This window comes from Pseudomonas sp. NEEL19 (assembly GCF_028751975.1).
GTDB lineage: Bacteria > Pseudomonadota > Gammaproteobacteria > Pseudomonadales > Pseudomonadaceae > Aquipseudomonas > Aquipseudomonas juntendi.
Genome location: NZ_CP081491.1, coordinates 795302 through 815846 on the forward strand (window position 1 = coordinate 795302; position 20545 = coordinate 815846).

The 20545-nt window shown below is 65.0% G+C and carries 18 protein-coding genes and 1 tRNA gene; 11 read left to right on the plus strand and 8 right to left on the minus strand.

Annotation, left to right across the window (positions count from 1 at the left end):
- Positions 1–79 precede the first annotated feature (79 nt).
- Positions 80–1198: a glutamate 5-kinase gene (proB, locus tag K4A76_RS03580; protein WP_009686107.1), complete on the plus strand. Its 1119-nt coding sequence runs from the start codon at positions 80–82 to the stop codon at positions 1196–1198.
- Positions 1199–1220: 22 nt separating this feature from the next.
- Positions 1221–1664, plus strand: a complete 444-nt coding sequence (locus K4A76_RS03585) for a CreA family protein (protein WP_161892746.1) — start codon at positions 1221–1223, stop codon at positions 1662–1664.
- A gap of 134 nt (positions 1665–1798) precedes the next feature.
- On the opposite strand, the gene mksF is transcribed toward K4A76_RS03585, so the two are convergent.
- The 3 genes from mksF to mksB are packed head-to-tail and all read right to left on the minus strand — an operon-like array spanning position 1799 to position 6613.
- Positions 1799–4630: an Mks condensin complex protein MksF gene (mksF, locus tag K4A76_RS03590; protein WP_115293369.1), complete on the minus strand. Its 2832-nt coding sequence runs from the start codon at positions 4628–4630 to the stop codon at positions 1799–1801.
- Positions 4627–5334: an Mks condensin complex protein MksE gene (gene mksE / locus K4A76_RS03595; protein WP_009686110.1), complete on the minus strand. Its 708-nt coding sequence runs from the start codon at positions 5332–5334 to the stop codon at positions 4627–4629. Before mksE ends, mksF begins: the two co-directional genes overlap by 4 nt.
- Positions 5324–6613: an Mks condensin complex protein MksB gene (gene mksB, locus K4A76_RS03600; RefSeq protein WP_009686111.1), complete on the minus strand. Its 1290-nt coding sequence runs from the start codon at positions 6611–6613 to the stop codon at positions 5324–5326. Before mksB ends, mksE begins: the two co-directional genes overlap by 11 nt.
- Positions 6614–7071: 458 nt before the next feature.
- Between mksB and K4A76_RS03605 the strand changes: the two genes are divergently transcribed.
- Both K4A76_RS03605 and rimI read left to right on the plus strand, forming a co-directional pair.
- Positions 7072–7857, plus strand: coding sequence for an energy transducer TonB (locus K4A76_RS03605; protein WP_274411571.1), 786 nt, complete (start codon positions 7072–7074; stop codon positions 7855–7857).
- Positions 7854–8309: a ribosomal protein S18-alanine N-acetyltransferase gene (gene rimI / locus K4A76_RS03610; protein ID WP_029887538.1), complete on the plus strand. Its 456-nt coding sequence runs from the start codon at positions 7854–7856 to the stop codon at positions 8307–8309. Before K4A76_RS03605 ends, rimI begins: the two co-directional genes overlap by 4 nt.
- A gap of 27 nt (positions 8310–8336) precedes the next feature.
- Here rimI and K4A76_RS03615 read toward each other — a convergent pair whose 3' ends face one another.
- Positions 8337–9254, minus strand: a complete 918-nt coding sequence (locus tag K4A76_RS03615) for a LysR substrate-binding domain-containing protein (RefSeq protein ID WP_274411572.1) — start codon at positions 9252–9254, stop codon at positions 8337–8339.
- A 186-nt stretch (positions 9255–9440) separates the two neighbouring features.
- On the opposite strand from K4A76_RS03615, the gene K4A76_RS03620 reads away from it, so the two are divergent.
- The gene (locus K4A76_RS03620; protein ID WP_274411574.1) at positions 9441–10055 is read left to right on the plus strand and encodes a LysE family translocator; all 615 of its coding nucleotides are present in this window, start codon (positions 9441–9443) and stop codon (positions 10053–10055) included.
- Positions 10056–10161: 106 nt separating this feature from the next.
- Here K4A76_RS03620 and K4A76_RS03625 read toward each other — a convergent pair.
- A tRNA-Met gene (locus tag K4A76_RS03625) sits at positions 10162–10238 on the minus strand.
- 95 nt (positions 10239–10333) lie between these two features.
- Complete coding sequence (locus K4A76_RS03630; protein WP_274411575.1) at positions 10334–11257, minus strand: FecR family protein; 924 nt, start codon at positions 11255–11257, stop codon at positions 10334–10336.
- Positions 11258–11448: 191 nt separating this feature from the next.
- Here K4A76_RS03630 and K4A76_RS03635 point away from each other — a divergent pair, with 191 nt between their 5' ends.
- The 3 genes from K4A76_RS03635 (at position 11449) to K4A76_RS03645 (ending at position 14148) form a co-directional block, all read left to right on the plus strand.
- Complete coding sequence (locus tag K4A76_RS03635) at positions 11449–12663, plus strand: MFS transporter (protein WP_009686117.1); 1215 nt, start codon at positions 11449–11451, stop codon at positions 12661–12663.
- Positions 12664–12769: 106 nt separating this feature from the next.
- Positions 12770–12907: a hypothetical protein gene (locus K4A76_RS03640; RefSeq protein ID WP_165944152.1), complete on the plus strand. Its 138-nt coding sequence runs from the start codon at positions 12770–12772 to the stop codon at positions 12905–12907.
- A gap of 83 nt (positions 12908–12990) precedes the next feature.
- Positions 12991–14148 carry an MFS transporter gene (locus K4A76_RS03645; RefSeq protein ID WP_274411577.1) on the plus strand — a complete coding sequence of 386 codons (1158 nt, stop codon included), beginning with the start codon at positions 12991–12993 and terminating at the stop codon, positions 14146–14148.
- A 537-nt stretch (positions 14149–14685) separates the two neighbouring features.
- Here K4A76_RS03645 and K4A76_RS03650 read toward each other — a convergent pair.
- Both K4A76_RS03650 and K4A76_RS03655 read right to left on the minus strand, forming a co-directional pair.
- On the minus strand, positions 14686–15642 hold the full coding sequence (locus K4A76_RS03650; protein ID WP_274411578.1) for a FecR domain-containing protein: 957 nt from the start codon (positions 15640–15642) through the stop codon (positions 14686–14688).
- Positions 15629–16144, minus strand: a complete 516-nt coding sequence (locus K4A76_RS03655; protein WP_009686121.1) for a sigma-70 family RNA polymerase sigma factor — start codon at positions 16142–16144, stop codon at positions 15629–15631. Before K4A76_RS03655 ends, K4A76_RS03650 begins: the two co-directional genes overlap by 14 nt.
- 170 nt (positions 16145–16314) lie before the next feature.
- Here K4A76_RS03655 and K4A76_RS03660 point away from each other — a divergent pair, with 170 nt between their 5' ends.
- From K4A76_RS03660 to K4A76_RS03670, 3 genes are read left to right on the plus strand one after another with little or no spacing between them, the layout of a single operon-like run.
- Complete coding sequence (locus K4A76_RS03660) at positions 16315–16941, plus strand: DNA-3-methyladenine glycosylase family protein (RefSeq protein ID WP_054903916.1); 627 nt, start codon at positions 16315–16317, stop codon at positions 16939–16941.
- Positions 16942–16995: 54 nt separating this feature from the next.
- Complete coding sequence (gene ada / locus K4A76_RS03665; protein WP_274411579.1) at positions 16996–18054, plus strand: bifunctional DNA-binding transcriptional regulator/O6-methylguanine-DNA methyltransferase Ada; 1059 nt, start codon at positions 16996–16998, stop codon at positions 18052–18054.
- Positions 18055–18110: 56 nt separating this feature from the next.
- Positions 18111–20522 carry a DUF3772 domain-containing protein gene (locus K4A76_RS03670; RefSeq protein WP_274411580.1) on the plus strand — a complete coding sequence of 804 codons (2412 nt, stop codon included), beginning with the start codon at positions 18111–18113 and terminating at the stop codon, positions 20520–20522.
- Positions 20523–20545: the final 23 nt, after the last annotated feature.

Consider the following 20545-nt stretch of genomic DNA (forward strand, 5'->3'; position numbering starts at 1 on the left):
GCAGTACACTAAACGCCGCTCTCTGGAGCGGCGTTTTTGTATCCACGGTATCTACAGATTCGACATAGGTTGGAAGAAGATGCGAAGCAAGGTGACGGGCGCCAAGCGCTGGGTCGTGAAGATTGGCAGTGCTCTGCTGACCGCCGATGGCAAGGGCCTCGACCGCGGGGCCATGGCCGTTTGGGTCGAGCAGATGGTCGCGCTGCGTGAAGCGGGCGTGGAGTTGGTACTGGTGTCCTCCGGGGCCGTTGCTGCCGGCATGAGCCAGCTGGGCTGGACCTCGCGACCGAGCGCGATGAACGAGCTGCAGGCCGCTGCGTCGATCGGCCAGATGCGCCTGGTACAGGCCTGGGAGTCGAGCTTCGGCGAGCACGGCAAGCACACCGCGCAGATCCTGCTGACCCATGACGACCTGTCCGACCGCAAGCGTTACCTGAACGCCCGCAGCACCCTGCGTACCCTGGTCGACCTGGGTGTGGTGCCCGTCATCAACGAGAACGACACCGTGGTCACCGACGAAATCCGTTTCGGCGACAACGATACCCTGGCGGCGCTGGTGGCCAACCTGGTCGAGGCCGACCTGTTGGTGATCCTTACCGACCGTGATGGCATGTTCGACGCCGACCCGCGCAACAACCCCGAGGCCCAGCTGATCTACGAAGCCCGTGCCGACGACCCGGCGCTGGATGCCGTGGCCGGCGGCACCGGTGGCGCGCTGGGCCGTGGCGGCATGCAGACCAAGCTGCGCGCCGCGCGCCTGGCTGCCCGCTCGGGTGCCCACACCATCATCATCGGTGGCCGCATCGAGCGCGTGCTCGACCGCCTGAAGGCTGGCGAGCGTCTGGGGACCTTGCTGTCACCCGAGCGCGGCATGCTCGCGGCGCGCAAGCAGTGGCTGGCTGGGCACTTGCAAACCCGTGGCACCCTGGTGCTGGATGCCGGTGCCGTGCAGGCGCTGCGCCAGGCCAACAAGAGCCTGCTGCCGGTGGGTGTGAAAACCGTACAGGGCAGTTTCCGCCGTGGCGAGATGGTGGTGTGCGTCGGCCCGGACGGTGCAGAGGTCGCCCGTGGCCTGGCCAACTACAGCGCCCTGGAGGCGCAGAAGATCATTGGCCAGCCTTCGGATGCCATCGAGAGCACCTTGGGCTACATTGCGGAGCCAGAACTGGTGCACCGCGACAACCTGGTTCTGGTCTGAGGGTTTGGCTGTGTTGAAAAGGATGATTGCCGTTGCCGCGTTGGCTTTGCCCATGCTGGCCGGGGCTGAGGAAATCGGCCAGGTGTCCACCGTGTTCAAGTTCCTTGGGCCGAACGACCGCATCGTGGTGGAAGCATTCGACGACCCCAAGGTCGAAGGCGTGACTTGCTACCTGTCGCGGGCCAAGACGGGCGGGGTGAAAGGCGGGCTGGGCCTGGCCGAAGATCGGGCGGAGGCCTCCATCGCCTGCCGCCAGGTCGGGCCGATCAGCTTCAAGGGTGAGCTCAAGGATGGCGAGGAGGTGTTCAAGGAGCGCACCTCGCTGGTGTTCAAGACCATGCAGGTGGTGCGCTTCCTCGACAAGAAGCGCAATACCCTGGTGTACCTGGTGTACAGCGACCGCATCGTCGAGGGCAGCCCGCAGAATGCGGTGACGGCGATTCCGATCTTGCCTTGGGCGCAGTGATAGCCTGGTAGATGGCCGGGAGGCCTTTGGCCTCCATCGCGACGCAAGGCCGCTCCTACAAAGGTCCTGCATATGCCGGTCAATGTGGGAGCGACCTTGTGTCGCGAAAGGGCCGCAAAGCGGCCCCAGGTTCCTCAGGCCAACTCTTCGGCCTGGTCCTCACGCACAACCGCTTTCACCTCATCCAGCCGGCTGATGAACTTCCAGTCCGCCTCGTCGATGTAGATGCCATTCGGCCCGCTGCCACCTTCCAGGTCGATCGCCACCCGCGCCGATACCTGGGGCTTCACGCTCGCCAGAATCGGCACGAAGCCCAGCTGCAGGCTGGTTTCCAGCAGTGCCGCCTGGTTGCGCTCGTCGATGTCGGCCGCTTCGTCCAGGTAGTACGGCAGGCGAATACGGCCGGCCAGGTCGCGGTCCATCAGGTGCAGCAACAGGTACATGTTGGTCAGCGCCTTGATGGTCATGGTGGTGCCGTTGGACGCCGCGCCATCGATGTCGGCATGGATGACCGGCTGGCCGTTGACCTTGGTGATCTCGAACGCCAGCTCGAACAGGTCCTTCAAACCCAGTTGGTTGTGGTTGGCCGCCACCAGGCGCGCCAGGTACTCCTTGGCCTCTTCGTTCTTGTTGTCCTGCTCGGCGCTCTGGGTCAGGTCGAACACCGACAGGGTTTCGCCTTCCTCGTACTGGCCGGCACTGTGGATGATCTGGTCGATATGCTTGAGCGCTTCCTTGTTCGGCGCCAGCACCACGCGGAAGCTTTCCAGGTTGGATACCTGGCGCTTGTTGATCTCGCGGTTGAACAGCGCCAGCTGGTGCTCGAGGCTGTCGTAGTCGCTGCGGATGTTGCGCAGGGTGCGGGCGATGTCGGTCACCGCCGCGCGGCGGGCCTTGGCCAGGGTCAGGGCTTCGTCGGTGCGGTGCGCATAGGCGTTCACCAGCAATTGCAGGCGGCGCTCCATGTCGTCTTCACTGTCGAACTTGGCCACGCCTTTCAGGCGCACCTGGGCATACAGTGCCTCGATCTGGTTATCGACGCGCTGCAGGCTCTGCCAGCTGTCCTGGTAGTCGTTGAGCAACGGCAGCAGGTTGTCCATCGAATCGTCGATGGCTTCCATGAAGGGTGTACCGTAGGGCAGGTCGGCCGGCAGCAGTTGGCGGCGGCGCAGGGCGTCTTCCAGGGTGCGCTGCTTGGACTCGAGGTCGCCGAGCTGGCGGCCGACCAGCTGCAGCTTGGCCGACAGTTGCTGGACGCGTTCGGTGAACGCGTCGCTGGAGCGCTTGAGCTCGTCCTGGGCGGCTTCCAGTTGCGACAGCTGCTCGAGTTTTTCCGGCTCTTCGGCAGCGAGGGTCTGGCTGCGGCGGTAGTCCTCCAGGGCCTTCTGGGCGTCCAGCACTTCCTGATACAGGGTTTCGGTCTGGGCCTTGGAGGCCGAGCGGTCGGCGGCTACGGCCTGCTGGGTCTTGAGCTGTTTCAGCTCTTTCTCCAGGCGCTCTTTCTGGTCGCGCAGGGCGGCGCGGTCGGCCAGGGCCTGCAGGGCCGGTGGGTCGATGTTGGTCAGGTCGATGGCCAGGCCCGGCGCCTCGAAACGCTCGCCCTTGAAGCCGTCGAGCACCGCTTCCAGCGACTTTACCCACAGGTCGCTGTCGTCCAGCTCGATGCCGCGCTCGCCCAGTGGCAGGCTGAACAGCGCACCGTTGAACAGGCGCATCAGGCGGTCGACGTCCTGCTGCGAGAACTCTTCGCGCAGGCGCGCATAGCTGTTGTTGTCGGCATGGTCGAGCTGCTGCTTGACCTGCTTCAGGCGCTTTTCCAGGTCGCGCACACGCTCGTCGAGGTCTTCGGCGCTGAACTGCCGCGACTGGGCCAGGGCACCGGCCAGTTCGTCGTGCGCGTCCTTGGCTGCCAGCAGTTGCTGCTCCAGCACCTTCACGTCATCGACCAGCGCAAAGCGGTGCTTGAGGACCGACAGCTCACCCAGCCAGCGCTGGATACCGGTGATTTCGCGCTCCAGGCGCATCAGCTCCTGGGTGCCGCCGCGCTGGTCGTTCTGCAGGCGGTCCTGCTCGCCACGGTAGTGCTCGGCCTGGATCACCAGCTCTTCCTTGCGCGCCATGGCGTATTCCTGCCAGGTGCCCAGCAAGGTGTCGAGCACCGGGGAAATGCGGTGCAGCTTGCCGCGCAGGATGTCACGCTGGGCCACGCCGCCCGCCAGCGCCTCGACCAGCGGGCCGGCCGCGACCAGGGCGTTGTAGTCCTGTTCCATGCGGCGTACGTCGCGGAAGGCCTCTTCGCAGGCGGCGATGTAGTCGACGCTGCCCGAGCGCAGGCTGTGCTCGAAGGCATCGAGGAACAGTTGCTTGAGCTTGGCCGCAGTGATCTCGCGCATGTGCAGCAGGTTGATGAACAGTGCGCGGAAGGTTTTCAGGCTTTGCTCGCTGGTGGAGCGCAGCGGGATCATGGTCAGGTCCAGCGGCACCGACGTGTGGCCGCCGACCAGCAGCCGGCGCAGCTCGTCGGGCTTGACCTCGTAAGCCTTTATGCCCAGGCGCTCGAGGTTGGTGAAGAGCTCTTTCTGGCGCAGGCAGGTGTCGTTCTTCTGGTAGTGGGCCAGGTCCAGTTCGCCCTTGTAAGCGAAGAACTGGTGACCGAAACCACCGCCCGGTCCGCGGCCGACCACGCCAATCACGTGGGGGCCATGGGGCAGGCTCAGTTCGCAGAGAATGTACGAGGTGTCGCTGGCAAAGTAGAAGCGGCGCGACTGCTCGAGGCTGTACTTGCCGAAGCTCATGTCTGACATGCGTGCCAGGATCGGGAACTGCAGCGCGTTGATCGACGCCGATTTGCCCAGGTTGTTGGCACCGTAGACCGACAGCGGGTGCTCCAGCGGGAACAGGCCAAGGCTGTAGCCTGCAGTGTTGAGCAGTGCAAAGCGGCGGATGCCGTAGCGTTCCTGGCTCATGCGTCAATCTCCTGTTGCTCTTCGCGGATGGCCCGGGCCAGGGCGTCCTCTTCGCTTTCCTCGCCTTCGAACGGCGTGAGGTCCAGCGGGTCGTCGGTGCGGTTGAGTTCTTCGGGGCTTTCTTCCTCGACCAATACCGGGGTCGGCAGCGGCAGGTCGCTGTGCAGCGTGGCGGCCAGGTCGCGGTCCTGCTGCACCGACAGGCACACGTCGAGGAAACGGTGCATGGGCGGAAGGAAGCGGTAGATGCCGCCTTCTTCGTGGGCGAAGCCCAGCTGGGTCATGCGCCGCAGGATCTTCTCTTCAAGCTCGTCGACGGTCTGCACCTCGGCCTGCAGGAACAGGTCGCGGTACTTGTCCAGCAGCGATGGCAGCTCGTCGCGGCCGATACTGCCGCCGTCCAGCACTGCCATGGGGTCGCGGCCCTGGTCCGCCAGGTGCTCGACCAGGATGAAGGTGAACAGCGACAGGCGTTGCGCGGTCTTGTTGACCTGCGCGGCGGTCATGTCCGGCACGAAGTAGTAGAAACCACGGGTGTCGCACACCAGCTCGAAGCCCAGGGCCTTGAACAGGGTGCGGTATTGGTCCTGGAAGTTCGACAGCTGAGCGTACAGCTCGGGGTCGCGACGGCTGATGTGGAAGCCTTTGAACAGCTCGCGGAAGATCGGCGCGAGCTGGGACAGTTCGGAAAGATCAAGATGCATGGGCTGGGCTCGCGTTGGGGTCGGTAGGCGCGCTGTTGGCGTCTTCGCGGCTGGAGGTCAGGGCGAACGAGCGCAGGCTGACCAAGTGTTCCTGGGTGGTGTACTCGCGGCGGTCCAGGCGTTCGCGCTTGAAGCGCTTTTCCCGCGACAGGCGCGAGAACCAGTACAGCAACTCGTCGGTGGCGCCTTCGGGCTCCTGCTCCAGCAGCCAGACCATCAGGTCGGGCAGGGGCAGCGCCTGTTCGCAACGTTCGGCCATTTCCTTGACCGTGCGCGGGGCGCGGGGCAGGGCACCGGACTGCGTCTTGTGGGCCTTGGGGAAGCGCGCCGGCTTGGGCTCGAAGCGGGCCAGGGCGTACACGTAGGCTTCGACCTGGCTGGCACTGCCGAGGAAGGTGCTTTGCGGGCGGGTGAACATCGGCATGGCCGCTTGCGGCACGGCATCCAGGCCCTTGCGCCGGATCACCGACAGGGCCAGTGCGGCACCACGGGTCACGGCGTTGTGCCGACGGGCTTCTTCGCGCAGCGGCAACAGCAGTTCGCGGGCGTGACGCAGGGTGAGCTGAGCGTTGGTCTGCATCTCCAGGATGCGCGCATGGGTGCGCAGCAGCATGTCGTCATCGACCAGGTGGCCCAGGCGCGCCTGTTCGCCCAGCAGCTTGAGCAGCACGGTCTCGACCTTGCGCACGCCTTGCTCGAAGGCGCCGTCGGCGTTGACCAGCTGGATCATCGGCTCGACGTACTCGTCCCAGGTGGCCAGGACCTCGGCATAGCGCTGGCGCAGCGGGATCTGGCGGTTGCTGGTCTTGGCCCGTTCGGCCACGGCCACCAGCGCCTGCTCGTCGTTGTCGAGCTTTTTGAGCACATCGCGCACGCGCATGTCGAGCAGGCGCAGCTGGCGCGCCAGGTCGTCGCTGTCGCGGTTGTCGAAGGCGTCCTGGATGTGCCCGGCAAGGCGTTCCAGGTGGCGCAGGTAGGCTTCGATCTCCAGGCACAGGCCCAGCCGGTGCTCGCGGCGCAGGTAGGCGAGAAAGTCGTGTATCTGCGCATTGAGCTCGAAACGGTTCGGGCTTTTGGCCACCGGGACCAGGATGTCCAGGCGGATCCACACGTCGAGCAGCTGGGTGATGTCCTGCGGGGTGCTTTCTACTTGCTGGCGGGCCACATGCTGGCGCAGCTCGACCAGGCTCAGGGTGCCCTGGTCGAAACGCTCGCACAGCGGCTCGATCAGGGCCCAGTGTTCGGCTAGGGCGCGCAGGACGCGCTTGGGTTCGATCATTGGCTTCGACTCGTTGCCAAGAAAAAGGGGCGATTGTACTGCATCCGGGGGGCAGGGTTTCACCCCTTGGTCTGTAATGGGGGGATAACCTCATGTCACATGGGTGTATGGCGTGGTTTTTGTGGTGGCAGTGAGATCGAGCGCCGCCCGCGCGGCGCATCGCGACGCAAGGCCGCTCCTACATCTGCTTCGGGTCAATTACTCCTGAGTCCTTGGCGCGCGCACCCTGGGTGTATGACTGGAAATTGTAGAAAAGCAGCAGCGCCCCCTTCGATATCGAAGGGGGCAAGCAAGGCGGGCAGCGATGACTTCACAGGAGCGACTGGCCCGAAACAGATGTGGGAGCGGCCTTGCGTCGCGATGCGCAGCGCGGGCGGCGCTCGGTCTGATAGACGCTGCAAAAACCAAGGCGTACACGTTAGAATGCCCAACTGCCTCCACCCCTCGGACCCTGCCCCTTGCTCACCGAACCCCGCCGCCGCGCCTTCCTTTCCGCCATGCAAGTGGTGCACTGGCTGCCGCGCGCCGAACTGCCGTTCGCTGCGCCGTCGCGCCCCGAGTTGCTGCTGCCGGTGGCCCCGGTCGAGGACCTCGACTTCGATGTGCTGCCGCCAGCCCCTGGCAACGAAAAGCCAATCGCACCCCAGGCGCGCTCCGCAGAGCGGCCCAAAATCGAGATCCCGCGGCCCGGCAGTGGGCCCAAGCCGGCGGTCAAGGCGGTCGAGGCCGAGGCGCAACCCGCACCACCAAGGCCGGCGCCGGTGCCACCGCCACGTTTCGCGCTGCAGTTGCTGCGCGCCGGCAGTTGCCTGCTGCTGGTCGAACTGGCCACCGGCCAGCCGTTCCAGAGTCGCGACCCTTCCTACCTGCTGCTCAAGGACATGCTGCGCGCCGCCGGGCTACCCGATGCACCGCAGATCATCGGCGAGCCGGTGTGCTGGCCGTTGCTGGTACGCGGCAACATGGACCAGGGCCCGGAGGCGGCACGTGATTTTGTCCAGGGTTTTGTCCAGGCGCGCCTGGAAGACGCGCCGTGCACCTGCCTCTGGCTGGTGGGCCTGCCAGCGGTGCGCTTTGCCGCCAACGCCGACGCCCAGGCCTATTACCAAACCCTGAAGCTCGACGGCCTGGGCGATGCCTGGGTCTTGCCGGGCCTGGAACTGTTGATGGACGAGCCGCAGCGCAAGGCGGACGTCTGGAAAGCCATGCGCCAGCTGATGGCGCGCTGGAAGAGCGTTGAATGAGTGACTCGATCAGTTTTCGCCCGATGACCGAGGCGGATCTGGATGCCGTACTTAAGATCGAATATGCCGCGTTCAGCCACCCCTGGACCCGCGGGATTTTCCAGGATGCGCTCAAATCCTACGAAGTCTGGCTGATGTTCGATGGCGAGCAGCAAGTGGGCCACGGGGTGATCAACGTGATCATCGACGAAGCGCACCTGCTCAACATTACCGTCAAACCCGAGAACCAGGGCTGCGGCCTGGGCCTGCGCCTGCTAGAGCACCTGATGGCCCGTGCCTACCAGCTCAATGGCCGCGAATGCTTCCTGGAAGTGCGCGCCAGCAACCAGTCGGCCTACCGCTTGTACGAGCGCTACGGCTTCAACGAAATCGGCCGTCGCCGTGACTATTACCCAGTGGCGGGTGGCCGTGAAGATGCCCTGGTGATGGCTTGTACCCTGCTTGAAGACTGACCCTGCGTGCTGCCTGGTTAATATCGCCTAGCGCGGCTGGCCCGGCAACGGCGGTGCCGGGGCGTCAGGCTGCAACAAGCCCAAATGAGCCAGACAGGCGTGGCACTCTTCCACGACCCAGCCTGTGAAGCGCTGGCGCTTGCCGCCATCGTTCAACGGCTGGGGGCTGAGCAGGTGGTAGGCCGAGCCATCGCGGATAAACCCGAACGGCGCCTGCAACTGTCCGCTGTCGAGTTCGTCGCGCACCATCAAGGCAGAGGCCATGGCCACGCCCAAACCGGCGCTGGCGGCCTGGATCGACAGATAGAAATGCTCGTAGTCGCTGCGTTCGCAGTGCCGCGCCCGTTGGCCGCTGAGGCGCAGCCAGGTGGGCCAGGCAGCGGGGCGGGTGGTGCTGTGCAGCAGGCGTTGGCCGTCGAGCCGGAACCCGGCGCTGGGGCGACACACCGGGCCGACCCACTCATCGCAGACCTTCTGGTTGAACAACTGGTTACCCCAATGGAAGTCGTCACGGCGGATGGCCAGGTCGACGCCGCCGCGGGCGAAGTCCAGCGGACCGCCAGCGGCTACCAGGTGCAACTGCAGGTCGGGGTGGGCTGCATGGAAACGCGGCAGCCGCGGGATCAGCCAGCGCATGGCGATGGTCGGTTCGCAGGACAGCACCAGCACATTGTCGCGGGCCTTGTGTTGCAAGCGCTGCACGGCGCCTTCCAGTTGTTCGAAGATCGCCTGGGTGGTGCCGTGCAGCGCGCGGCCGGCGGCGGTGAGAAAAATGGCCCGGTTGCGGCGTTCGAACAGGTCTACGCCAAGGCTTTCTTCGAGCAAGCGCACTTGCCGGCTGACGGCGCCGTGGGTGACGTGCAGGTGTTCGGCGGCGCGCACGAAGCTTTCGCTTTGGGCGGCGATGTCGAAGTAGCGGAAGGCGTTGAGTGGGGGCAGTTTCATGGCAGTTCTCCAAGCCGGTACTGCAGCGTTGGGCAGCCTGCACAATCACACGCTGGCTGAGCAGGCGCTAGGTATCTGTGACTGAAACTATCAGATTTACGCCACGATAAATCGATTTTCCCTGCATCGTAAGCTCCCGATAATTCTCGGTCTGTGCATTTTCATCGCCTATCGAGGGCTATCCCCATGACCGAACTCGTCGCCGTCGCCGTATTTACCCTGCTCGCCGTCATCAGCCCCGGTGCCGACTTCGCCATGGTGACCCGCAGCAGTTATGCACAAGGCCGCAAGGCCGGGCTGGCTGCCGCAGTGGGGATCGCCTTGGGGGTCCAGGTGCACGTGCTGTACACGGTACTGGGCATTGCCGTGATCATCAGCCAGAGCCCGATGCTGTTCCTGGCCATGAAGGTGGTGGGCGCCGGGTATCTGATCTACCTGGGGTACAAGTCGGTCACCAATACCCGACGCATCAGCCTTGAGGGTGGGGCGCCTAACAGTGCCTCGGTGCTGCAAGCCCTGCGCACGGGGTTTTTGACCAACGCACTGAACCCCAAGACCATGTTGTTCGTGGTCAGTGCCTACACCCAGGTCGTGCAACCGGGCAGCTCGTTGCAGCTGGCATTTGCCTATGGTGCGTTCATGTCGTTCGCGCACTGGCTGTGGTTCAGCCTGGTCGCGGTGTTTTTTTCCAGCACTGCCTTGCGCAAGGCCATGATCGACCGCCAAGTGCTGTTGGACCGGGTGATCGGCGTGGCGCTGATCGGGCTCGGGTTGACTGTGGCAGTGAGCGGCATCCGCTGATGCCCAAGGGGCAAGAAGGAGTAGCAGCCCCGGGGCTGCTTTCGATGCGGCAGTTCTCGCAGGCAAAGAAAAAGGGCCTACCTTGCGGTAAGCCCTTCGTCTTGTTTGGTGGCTACACAGGGACTTGAACCCCGGACCCCAGCATTATGAATGCTATGCTCTAACCAACTGAGCTATGTAGCCGATGGCGCGCATTATTCTCTTGAACGCCCCCCCTGTCAACACTCATTTCAAAAAAAATTTGCACGCTTTCAAAAACTTAGCGGCCAGTGCCGGTTCTAGCGCACCACAAGCCAGTGCCCGAGCACGCCTTGTAGCTGCAGATGCTGGGCGGCGGCCAGGGATTGCAGGGTTTCCCCGGCGCGGTCGAGGTTGAAATCGCCGCTTACACGGCGATGGGCCAGTTGTTCATCCATAAGCCATACCCGCTGGCCCTGGTAGCTGGCCAGGCGCTCCAGCACCTGCCCCAGCGGCATGTCGCTGGCCTTCAGATAGCCGCTGCGCCAACTGTCTACGGTTTTCAGGTCCGCTGGGCGTACCGCGCCGATGCGCGTGTCATCGAAGGTTACCCGTTCACCTGTCGAGACCAGGCGCTGCTCACCTCCCTGCACGACCATGGCCTTGCCACTGATGACCACCAGTTCGTCATGGTTGGCATGGCGGGTGACTTGCAGGCGGGTGCCGAACACCTGGATGCGTGCGTTACCCACTGCCACCTCCAGGGCGCGCCCATCGAGCGCCACCTGCAGGTACACCTGGCCCTGTACCAGATGCAGCTGGCGGGTACGGCCGCGCAGGTTCACGTTCATCGCACTGGCGCTGTCCAGGCTCAAGGTCGTGCCATCGGCCAGGCGCGTGCTGCGCCGCTCGCCCACATCGGTGTGCAGCTCGCTGGCCAGGCGCTGCATCCACGGCCAGTAAAGGTAGGTAGCGGCGGCCAGGCCCAGGAGAAAGAACAGCGCCACCCATTTGCCCAGGTGACTGCGGCGCTCGCTTGGCGGCCGTGGGCGAGGGCGGGCGGGTGAGGGCTGCACCTGCTGCCAGAAACGCTCCAGCTCGGCATAGGCCTGGGCGTTTTCAGCGGCTTGGCACCAGGCCGCGAAGGCCTGGCGCTGGGCGTCGTCACAGTTGGGGTGGCGCAACGCCGAGAACCACTCGAGCGCTTCCTGCTCGGGGTCGGGTTGCAGCTGTTTGGCGGCCATCGGGCTCATGGGTACGGTCTGCTCGCGAGTGGGGCCAGTGGGCCCAACGATGACAGGAGAAGTAGACAAGGATGCTAATTATATTGAGAACCATTTTCAAGAACGTCGCGACAGAGGGAAAAAAAGGTAGCTAAGTATCTATTTGTTTCCCGATAATCGGATCCCAAACCTGAGGACGGAGATTTAGGCAAATGGCCACCAGTAGCGCCTCCACCGCATCCAGCCAGGCACCGGCCAACCAGGCCACGCCGCTGGTGATGCGTATCATCGGTTTCTGCGCGCTGGCGCACCTGATCAACGACCTGATCCAGTCGGTACTGCCGGCGATCTACCCGATGCTCAAGGCCAATTACAACCTGAGCTTCGCCCAGATCGGCATGATCACCCTGACGTTCCAGATCACCGCCTCGCTGTTGCAGCCCTGGGTCGGCTTTTTCACCGACCGTCGGCCGGCACCGAACCTGCTGCCGCTGGGCACCTTGTGCACCCTGGTGGGGATCGTGATGCTGGCCTTCGTCGGCAGCTTCCCGATGATCCTGCTGGCGTCTGCACTGGTGGGCATCGGTTCCTCCACCTTCCACCCCGAAACCTCGCGTATCGCGCGGCTGGCCTCCGGCGGGCGCTTCGGCCTGGCCCAGTCAACTTTCCAGGTGGGGGGCAACACCGGTTCGGCGCTGGGCCCGTTGCTGGCGGCGGCCATCGTCATTCCGTTCGGCCAGACCCACGTCGCCTGGTTCGGCCTGGCGGCGTTGTTCTTCCTTGGCGTAACCCTGATGCTGCGTGGCTGGTACAAGGAACACCTTAACCAGGCCAAAGCACGCAAGGCGGTGCAGGCCACCCATGGCATCTCCCGCCAGCGGGTGATCGTGGCGCTGATCGTGTTGGGCTTGCTGGTGTTCTCCAAGTACTTCTACATGGCCAGTTTCACCAGCTACTTCACCTTCTACCTGATCGAGAAATTCGCGGTATCGGTAGCCAGCTCGCAGTTGCACCTGTTCCTGTTCCTTGGGGCCGTGGCGGCGGGGACCTTCTTCGGTGGGCCGATCGGTGACCGTATCGGGCGCAAGGCGGTGATCTGGTTCTCGATCCTGGGCGTGACCCCGTTCACCCTGGCGCTGCCCTATGCCGATCTGTTCTGGACCACGGTACTGAGCGTGGTGATCGGCTTCATTCTGGCTTCGGCGTTTTCCGCCATCGTGGTGTATGCGCAGGAGCTCGTGCCGGGCAGCGTGGGCATGATTGCCGGCATCTTCTTCGGCCTGATGTTCGGCTTTGGCGGCATCGGTGCGGCGCTGCTGGGGTACGTGGCAGACTTGCGGGGCATCGAATACGTCTATGGCGTCTGTTCGTTCCTGCCGCTGTTCGGATTGCTGGCGGTGTTCCTGCCCAATACGGGCAAGCGCTGATTTCGTCGGGGCCGCTGCATGCGGCGGCCCCTGCCGATTGACGGCCGGACTGTCCTTGGCCTAGAGTGCCGCCACTTTCCCCTCCCACCTGCGTAGTAGCCAAGCAATGCGCCGTACCCCGTCACTGCCCAGCGCCCGCCAGCCTGCCCTTCAGGGCTTGCGCCATGCGTGGCCGAGCGACACGGTACTCAAGCGCCGTCGCAGCGTGCTGTTTGCCTTCACCTTCTCGCCACACTTCGCCTGACCTGATCTGCGCGTTCGCGCCGCTGGCCACTTTGGCCTGCGCGCCTGTGTCTGCACGTTTTTCCGGTTTGCAAGGAGTGGTACATGAACATGCGTTTGCTGGCGGGCCTGTTGTTCGCCGTTTCGGTCGTGGGTTTCAGCCTGGGGGCGAGCCTGCCCCTGGTTTCGTTGCGCCTGCATGAAGCAGGGGCGGGCACCCTGGAAATCGGCATCATCTCGGCTATTCCTGCTGCCGGCATGATGCTTTCGGCATTCCTGGTCGATGCCTGCTGCCGCCACCTCACCCGGCGCACCATCTACCTGCTGTGTTTCAGCCTGTGCACACTCAGCATCGCCCTGCTCGAAGCGGCCTTTGGCTCGCTGTGGCTGCTGGCGCTGCTGCGCCTTTGCCTGGGGCTGGGCATGGGTATCGCCATCATCCTGGGCGAGTCGTGGGTCAACGAATTGTGCCCGGAGCACAACCGCGGCAAGATCATGGCCCTGTATGCCACCAGCTTTACCGGCTTCCAGGTGCTCGGCCCGGCCATGCTGGCAGTACTGGGGGCGGACAGCCCATGGATCACTGGCGTGGTCACCGTTGGCTATGGCCTGGCCTTGCTGTGCATCGTGCTGACGGTGCCCAATGACCATGTGGCGCACGAAGAAGGCGAGAAAAGCTTTGGCCTGGCGGGGTTCTTCCGGGTGGCGCCGGCGTTGTGCATGGCGGTGCTGTTCTTCTCGTTCTTCGACGCCGTGGTGCTGTCGTTGCTGCCGGTATACGCCAGCAGCCATGGCTTCGCCGTGGGTGTGGCGGCGTTGATGGTGACGGTGGTGTTTGCCGGCGACATGTTGTTCCAGCTGCCGCTTGGCTGGCTGGCCGATCGGGTCGAGCGCACCGGGCTGCACCTGGTGTGCGGGCTGGTGGCGATGTCGATCGGTATAGGTTTGCCCTGGTTGCTGGACTTGACGTGGCTGTTGTGGCCGCTGCTGGTGGTGCTGGGGGCGGTGGCGGGGGGGATCTATACCTTGGCGTTGGTGCTGATCGGCCAGCGCTTCAAGGGCCAGGACCTGGTCACCGCCAATGCCAGCGTGGGCCTGCTGTGGGGCGTAGGCAGCCTAGTAGGGCCATTGGTCAGTGGCGCGGCGATGGGCGTGGCGCCGCATGGCCTGCCAATGGCGCTGGCGCTGATGGCCGGGCTGTTCGTGTGCTTTGCCCGGCAGTCGTTTCGGGCTGCGGGCCGCCTGCGCGCGTTGGCGGACTGACGGCTTCTACAACGGGCTGGGGTGGCCGGTAGCCCTGCGGGGCCGGGCCGGCATCATCGATCGATGTAGGAGCGGGTTCACCCGCGAATACGGTGGTGCCGGCAATGCACAATGCCTGGCAGAAACTGGCCCGCAGGCCTGGCCCTTTCGCGGGTAAACCCGCTCCTACAACGGGCGGGGGGGGGCCGGTAGCTCTGCGGGGCCGGGCCGGTATCATCGATCGATGTAGGAGCGGGTTCACCCGCGAATACGGTGGTGCCGGCAATGCACAATGCGCAGAAACTGGCCCGCAGGCCCGGCCCTTTCGCGGGTAAACCCGCTCCTACAACGCGCCGGGGGCCGGTAGCCCTGCGGGGCCGGGCCGGTATCATCGATCGATGTAGGAGCGGGTTCACCCGCGAATACGGTGGTGCCGGCAATGCACAATGCCTGGCAGAAACTGGCCCGCAGGCCTGGCCCTTTCACGGGTGAACCCGCTCCTACAATGAATCGCGCAGGCTTTTCAAATTTTGAGAAAGACAGTTGCTCCTGCAAGCGTCAGGCGGCTGCGATGCTGACCCAATACCGGGTATGGTACTCGACCCGCACCGGCAGGCTCCGGCTGAGCAGGTGCAGGATGGCGCCGGTGTCGCTCAACTGGAAGGTGCCAGACACCACCAGGCTGGCCACTTCCGGCGCACAGCGCAGCAGGCCGGGGCGATAACGACCCAGTTCGGCGACAAACTCGCCAAGCGGCATCTGCTGCACGCTGAGTACGCCGTCAGTCCAGCCCCACGGGTCACTGTGCAACGTTACGGCCTGGACACGGCCGTCGCGCCGCACCTGCAAGGTCTCGCCCGGCTGCACTTGCTTGCGCAGTGCCGAGGCGGGAAACAGCGTGACCTGGCCGCGACGCACCGCCAGCAGCAGGCCCTGGCGGTTTTCACGCAGCAGCAACTGGCCGTCCAGGGTGACCAGCCGCCCAACCGGCGTTTCGATCAGGAACGGCCGGTGGTCGTTGGCGTTGCTCTCCAGGCTCACTTCACCGCGTAGCAGCGCCAGCTGGCGCTGTTCAACGCTGTAGTCCAGGTCGATGGCGCTGGCAGTGTTCAACTGGATACGGCTGCCGTCGCGCCCCTGCACCTGGCGACGCTCGCCGACGGCGGTGCTGTTGTCGGCCAGAAGCTGAGGTAAACCCAGTGGTTCACGCGCCGCCAGGCCCAGGCTGCCGCCGACGGCCAGCAGCGCTAGCAGCTTGAGGTGGTTGCGTCGGCTGCCACGCTGCTGCTGGCTGCCTTCCAGGGTGCGCCGGCTCAGGTCCTTGGGCAGCCCTGCCAGTTCGTCGCTGAGCAGGCTTACGCGCTGCCAGGCCAGTGGGTGATGCGGGTGGCTAGCCAGCCATTGCTCAAACTGTTGCCGGGTACGCGGGCAGGGGCTGTCGAAGCGCAGCTTCACCAGCCAGTCGATGGCCTGGTCAACCTGGGCTTGGGTGGGGGTGGCATCAGGCATCGGCATAGCGCAACCGGTAGCAGACACCCAGGGCGCTGGCCAGGTCGCGCTCGATGGTCGCGCGCGACACGTGCAGCTGCCGGGCGATCTGGACAATGCTCAAACCGTCCAGCTGGGCCAGCAGGAAGGCCTGGCGCGCCCGCGGTTTGAGCTGATGCAGGGCGCGGTCCAGGCGCGCCAGGGCATCGAGGATGAGTAACCGGGCCTCTTCGCTGGGCACTTCGGTTTCTGGCACCTGGGCCAGGCTCTGCTGGTAGGCCCGCTCCAGTGCGCGTCGGCGGAACTGGTCGATCATCAAGCCGCGGGCAATGCTGCTCAGGTAGGCGCGCGGTTCTTTCAACGGCGATGCCTGGCGCGCGCGCAATACCCGCACAAAGGTATCCTGGGCCAGATCGGCCGCATGTTCACTGCACCCCACGCGGCTGCGCAGCCAGCCACGCAGCCAGGCATGGTGGGACTGGTAGAGCAGAGCGACCTCGGCCGGTTTGAGCGTGTCGTTGATCTGCATCGTTGCCAAGGGCGGTCCCATGAGGTGTGCGAATGTGAACAGTTCTCAATTCTATGCGCGGAGGATGGCGCGGGGCAATGGTGGGCCAGGAATTAGCCGCGCAAGAACCGGCGTTCCCCCGATGAACGGCTGCGCTAAGCTGCACCTGCACTCGACTTGATGGAGCCGCCATGATTCTGGCCGACCTTTCCCCTGCGGCTTACCGCCAAGCCGGCGAATACCTGGCGGCGCTCGACCCTGACTGGGCGCGGCATGTCGCCGCGACCGGGCCATGCCTGCACCAGGCCACCCCTGGCCGCGAACCTTACGAGGCACTGGTGCGCGCGATTGCCTACCAGCAGCTGCATGCCCGGGCGGCCGAGGCTATCCTGGGCCGGTTGCTGGCGTTGTTCCCGCAGCATGCGTTTCCGCCGCCCGAGCAGTTACTGGCCGCAAGCCCGCAAACCCTGCGCGCCTGCGGTTTTTCGGCGAGCAAGATGGCGACTATCCAGGGCATTGCCCAAGCCAGGCTGGACGGCCTGGTGCCGACCCGCGAAGCAGCACTGGCCATGAGTGACGACGCTCTGATCGAACGCCTGGTAGCGCTGCGCGGGGTAGGGCGGTGGACGGTGGAAATGCTGCTGATCTATAGCCTGGAGCGGTCGGATATCCTGCCCGTCGACGATTTTGGCGTGCGCGAGGGGTATCGCCGCCTCAAGGGCCTGGACAAGGCGCCGACCCCGGCGCAGATGCGTTCGCTGGGCGGCGCCTGGCGGCCATACCGAACCGTGGCGGCCTGGTACCTGTGGCGCGCCTGAGGTTTTTACACCGCCAAGGCCGGAGCCGGCCGCACGAGTCTGGAAGCATACCCAATGACCGCCTACACCACCCCCGACCAACGCTGGCAAGCCGTCGAAGCCCGCGACCCCGCTGCGGTCGGGCACTTCGTCTATGCCGTGCGCACCACCGGCATCTATTGCCACCCGAACTGCAAGTCGCGGCTGGCCAAGCGCGGCAACGTCGAGTTCTTCGATACCCCTGCGTTAGCCGAAGCCGCTGGCTACCGTGCGTGCAAGCGCTGCACCGCTGGCGCCAAGCCCAGTGCGGCGCGCCATAGCCAGCTAGTCATCCGCGCCTGCCGCCTGATCGAAGCCAGCGACCCCAGCCCCAGCCTCGACCAGCTCGCTGCGCAACTGGCCGTCAGCCCGTACCACCTGCACCGGCTGTTCAAAGCCGAAACCGGCGTTACCCCCAAGGCCTACGCCACCGCTTTTCGCGCCCGGCGCCTGCGCGCACACCTGGAAGATGCTCGGTGCTCGGTCACCGATGCCATCTACGACGCCGGCTACACCTCCAACAGCCACTTCTATGCCAGCGCCGACCAGCGCCTGGGCATGCGCCCCCGGCAGTACCGCGCCGGGGGCCTAGGGGCCACCATTCATTTTGCCCTCGGCCAGTGCTACTTGGGCGCCATCCTGGTGGCCCAAAGCGACAAAGGCATTTGCGCGATCCTGCTAGGCGACGACCCGGAGATCCTGCTGCATGAACTTCAGGATCAGTTCCCCAAGGCCCGGTTGATCGGCGGTGACCGCGGTTATGAGCAACTGGTTGCCGAGGTGGTGGGGTTCGTCGAGGCCCCGACGCTGGGCCTGGGCCTGCCGCTGGATGTACAAGGCACAGCGTTCCAGGAGCGCGTGTGGCAAGCCCTGCGCGAGGTGCCGGCTGGCAGCCGCATCAGCTACAGCGACCTTGCCGAACGCATTGGCGCGCCCAAGGCGGTGCGAGCGGTAGCCCTGGCGTGTGCGGCCAATCGCATCGCCGTGGCCATCCCCTGCCACCGCGTGGTGCGCCGGGATGGCGACATCAGCGGCTACCGTTGGGGCGTGGCGCGCAAGCAGCAACTGCTGACGCGAGAAACGGCACTCTCCTGATGCCTTGAAGCCGCGTAGAATCCCCCGCCAAATCGGATTGTAAAGAGGAATATTCGATGAGGCGTCTGAGCCTTGTTCGTTTTTGCCCTGGCCTGATGGCCATGCTGGCGCTGCTGCTGGTGCTCACCGGCCCGGTCGCGGCGGCCCCCGCCACGCCGTTGTCCAACCCGGCCAACGCCGCAGCCCCGGCAGTGGATGAAAACGCCAGTATCGAGCAGTTGAGCGATAGCCTGGACCAGATTCGCCAAGGCGTCAGCAGTAACGCCAACGACGACCTGCTGTCGCAGTTGCGGCTGGCGGCCATGCAGGTTCAGCGCCAGGCTGATGCCTTGAGTGCGCAGCGCACCACCGATGTGGAAAAGCTCGACGACAAGCTCAAGGTGGTTGGCCCGGCCCAGCCCGACGAGCCTGCGGCCCTGACCCAGCAGCGCAAGGCCCTGGAGGCCGAGAAAAAGGCCTTGGTCGCCCAGCAGGACCAGGCCACCAAGCTGACTCAGTCGGCCCGCGACCTGTCCACGCAAATCGTCAACTTGCGCCGCAGCCAGTTCAACTCGCAGATCACCAGCCGCGCCGCCTCGCCGTTGAGCCCGGCATTCTGGCAGAGCATCATCCGCCCCACCCAGGATGACGTGGCCCGCCTGCGCGACCTGCGGGGCGAAGCAGCCGTTGCCATTGGCAGCGCGTTCAGCCCCGAACACCGCTGGCCGTTCATGGCCAGCCTGGTAGCGGCCATCCTGGTCTGGACCTTGGTACGCCTGTGGATAGAGCGGCTATTGGCCCGTACCATGGTCCGCTGGTTGCCCGAAGGCCGGCTACGCCGCAGTGCCCTGGCGCTGGGGGTCAGCCTGGCAACCCTGGGCACCATCGCCGGTTCGGTTTCCCTGCTGCGCTGGGGGTTGGAGAGCAATGCCGAACTGGGCAGCGATATCGCCAGCCTGGTCAACCACATCCTGGCGCTGGTGGTGTTCAGCGCGTTCATCGCGGGCCTGGGCCGTGCCATGCTGATGCTGCAGCGCCCGTCCTGGCGCCTGCCGGCCATTCACGACGAAGTGGCCAGCGCGCTGGGCTGGTTCCCCAAGGTGCTGGCCCTGGCACTGATGGTCATGATGACCATGGAGCGCATCAACACCGTGATCGGTGCCAGCCTGGCGCTGACCGTGGCGGTGAACGGCCTGACCGCGCTGGTAGTGGCGATGATCTTCGCCGGCGCGTTGCAGCGCTACCGCCGCACCCTGCGCAAGCATGAGCTGGAACGCCCCACCGGCCTGGGCGGGTTGATCCCGTTCGTGATGGTCATCTGGCTGGGGGTTATCATGCTGGCCATGGTGACCGGGTACCTGACCCTTGCCTACTTCCTTACGGCCAAGTTGCTGTGGGTCAGCCTGGTGATCACGTGCGCCTACCTGTTGACCAGCTTCTTCGGCGACCTGTGCGAAACCCTGCTGTCGCCACGCCAACCCGGCGGCCTGGCACTGGCGTCGACCCTGGGGCTGGCGCCACGTCACCAGGCCCAGGCCAGCACCATCCTGGCCGGTATCGGCCGCACCGTAGTGCTGTTCCTGGCGCTGCTGCTGGCGTTGATGCCGTCGGGCACCAGCCCCAGCGAATTGCTGCTCAGCCTGGGCGACTGGGACGGTACCGGTGGCAAATTGCTGGGCAACCTGAACATCGTGCCGCAGGACATTCTGCTGGCGATGGCGATTCTGCTCGGCGGCTTGTTCGCCATCCGGGTGGTCAAGCGCTGGCTCAGCGAACGGTTGTTGCCGGAAACCGACATGGATGCCGGCATGCGTGCCTCGCTGGTCACCCTGGTGGGCTACCTCGGGTTCATTTTCCTGGCCATGCTGGTGATGTCGACCCTGCGCATCAACCTTACCAGCCTGACCTGGGTGGTCAGTGCCTTGTCGGTCGGTATCGGTTTTGGCCTGCAGCAGATCGTGCAGAACTTCATCTCGGGCCTTATCCTGCTCACCGAACGCCCGGTTAAGGTCGGCGATTGGGTCAGCCTGGCCGGCGTCGAGGGCGACATTCGCCGCATCAACGTGCGCGCTACCGAAATCCAGATGTCCGACCGTTCCACGGTGATCGTACCCAACTCGCAGTTCATCTCGCAGAACGTGCGCAACGTGACCATGGGCAACGCCCTGGGGGTGGTCGGCATCACCTTGACCCTGCCGCTGGATACGGATGCCAACCGTGTACGTGAGTTGCTGCTGGCGGCCTACCATGAACACGAGGCGATTCTGGACGCGCCCGCCAGCTCGGTGTCGTTCAAGGACCTGACCAGCAATGGCATGGTGATCGCGGTCAGTGGCTATGTGGCCGGGCCGCGCCAGGTGTCGGGCACCCGCAGTGACCTGCTGTTCACCATTCTTGGGCGGCTGCGTGACGAGGGTATCGCCTTGTCTTCGCCGCAGAGCATGGTGCTGGTACAGGAAGCTGCGCGCCCGGCTGACGAAGCGCCGTGATGCGCTTCATGCCAGTGGCACGC

Coding starts and splice junctions, on each gene's coding strand:
- K4A76_RS03655 (WP_009686121.1), bottom strand. CDS start 16,144: ATGCAGATCAACGACACGCTCAAACCGGCCGAGGTCGCTCTGCTCTAC.
- K4A76_RS03650 (WP_274411578.1), bottom strand. CDS start 15,642: ATGCCGATGCCTGATGCCACCCCCACCCAAGCCCAGGTTGACCAGGCC.
- K4A76_RS03645 (WP_274411577.1), top strand. CDS start 12,991: ATGAACATGCGTTTGCTGGCGGGCCTGTTGTTCGCCGTTTCGGTCGTG.
- K4A76_RS03585 (WP_161892746.1), top strand. CDS start 1,221: ATGATTGCCGTTGCCGCGTTGGCTTTGCCCATGCTGGCCGGGGCTGAG.
- K4A76_RS03630 (WP_274411575.1), bottom strand. CDS start 11,257: ATGGCCGCCAAACAGCTGCAACCCGACCCCGAGCAGGAAGCGCTCGAG.
- K4A76_RS03615 (WP_274411572.1), bottom strand. CDS start 9,254: ATGAAACTGCCCCCACTCAACGCCTTCCGCTACTTCGACATCGCCGCC.
- ada (WP_274411579.1), top strand. CDS start 16,996: ATGACCGCCTACACCACCCCCGACCAACGCTGGCAAGCCGTCGAAGCC.
- rimI (WP_029887538.1), top strand. CDS start 7,854: ATGAGTGACTCGATCAGTTTTCGCCCGATGACCGAGGCGGATCTGGAT.
- mksF (WP_115293369.1), bottom strand. CDS start 4,630: ATGAGCCAGGAACGCTACGGCATCCGCCGCTTTGCACTGCTCAACACT.
- K4A76_RS03635 (WP_009686117.1), top strand. CDS start 11,449: ATGGCCACCAGTAGCGCCTCCACCGCATCCAGCCAGGCACCGGCCAAC.
- mksB (WP_009686111.1), bottom strand. CDS start 6,613: ATGATCGAACCCAAGCGCGTCCTGCGCGCCCTAGCCGAACACTGGGCC.
- K4A76_RS03620 (WP_274411574.1), top strand. CDS start 9,441: ATGACCGAACTCGTCGCCGTCGCCGTATTTACCCTGCTCGCCGTCATC.
- proB (WP_009686107.1), top strand. CDS start 80: ATGCGAAGCAAGGTGACGGGCGCCAAGCGCTGGGTCGTGAAGATTGGC.
- K4A76_RS03660 (WP_054903916.1), top strand. CDS start 16,315: ATGATTCTGGCCGACCTTTCCCCTGCGGCTTACCGCCAAGCCGGCGAA.
- K4A76_RS03670 (WP_274411580.1), top strand. CDS start 18,111: ATGAGGCGTCTGAGCCTTGTTCGTTTTTGCCCTGGCCTGATGGCCATG.
- mksE (WP_009686110.1), bottom strand. CDS start 5,334: ATGCATCTTGATCTTTCCGAACTGTCCCAGCTCGCGCCGATCTTCCGC.
- K4A76_RS03640 (WP_165944152.1), top strand. CDS start 12,770: ATGCGCCGTACCCCGTCACTGCCCAGCGCCCGCCAGCCTGCCCTTCAG.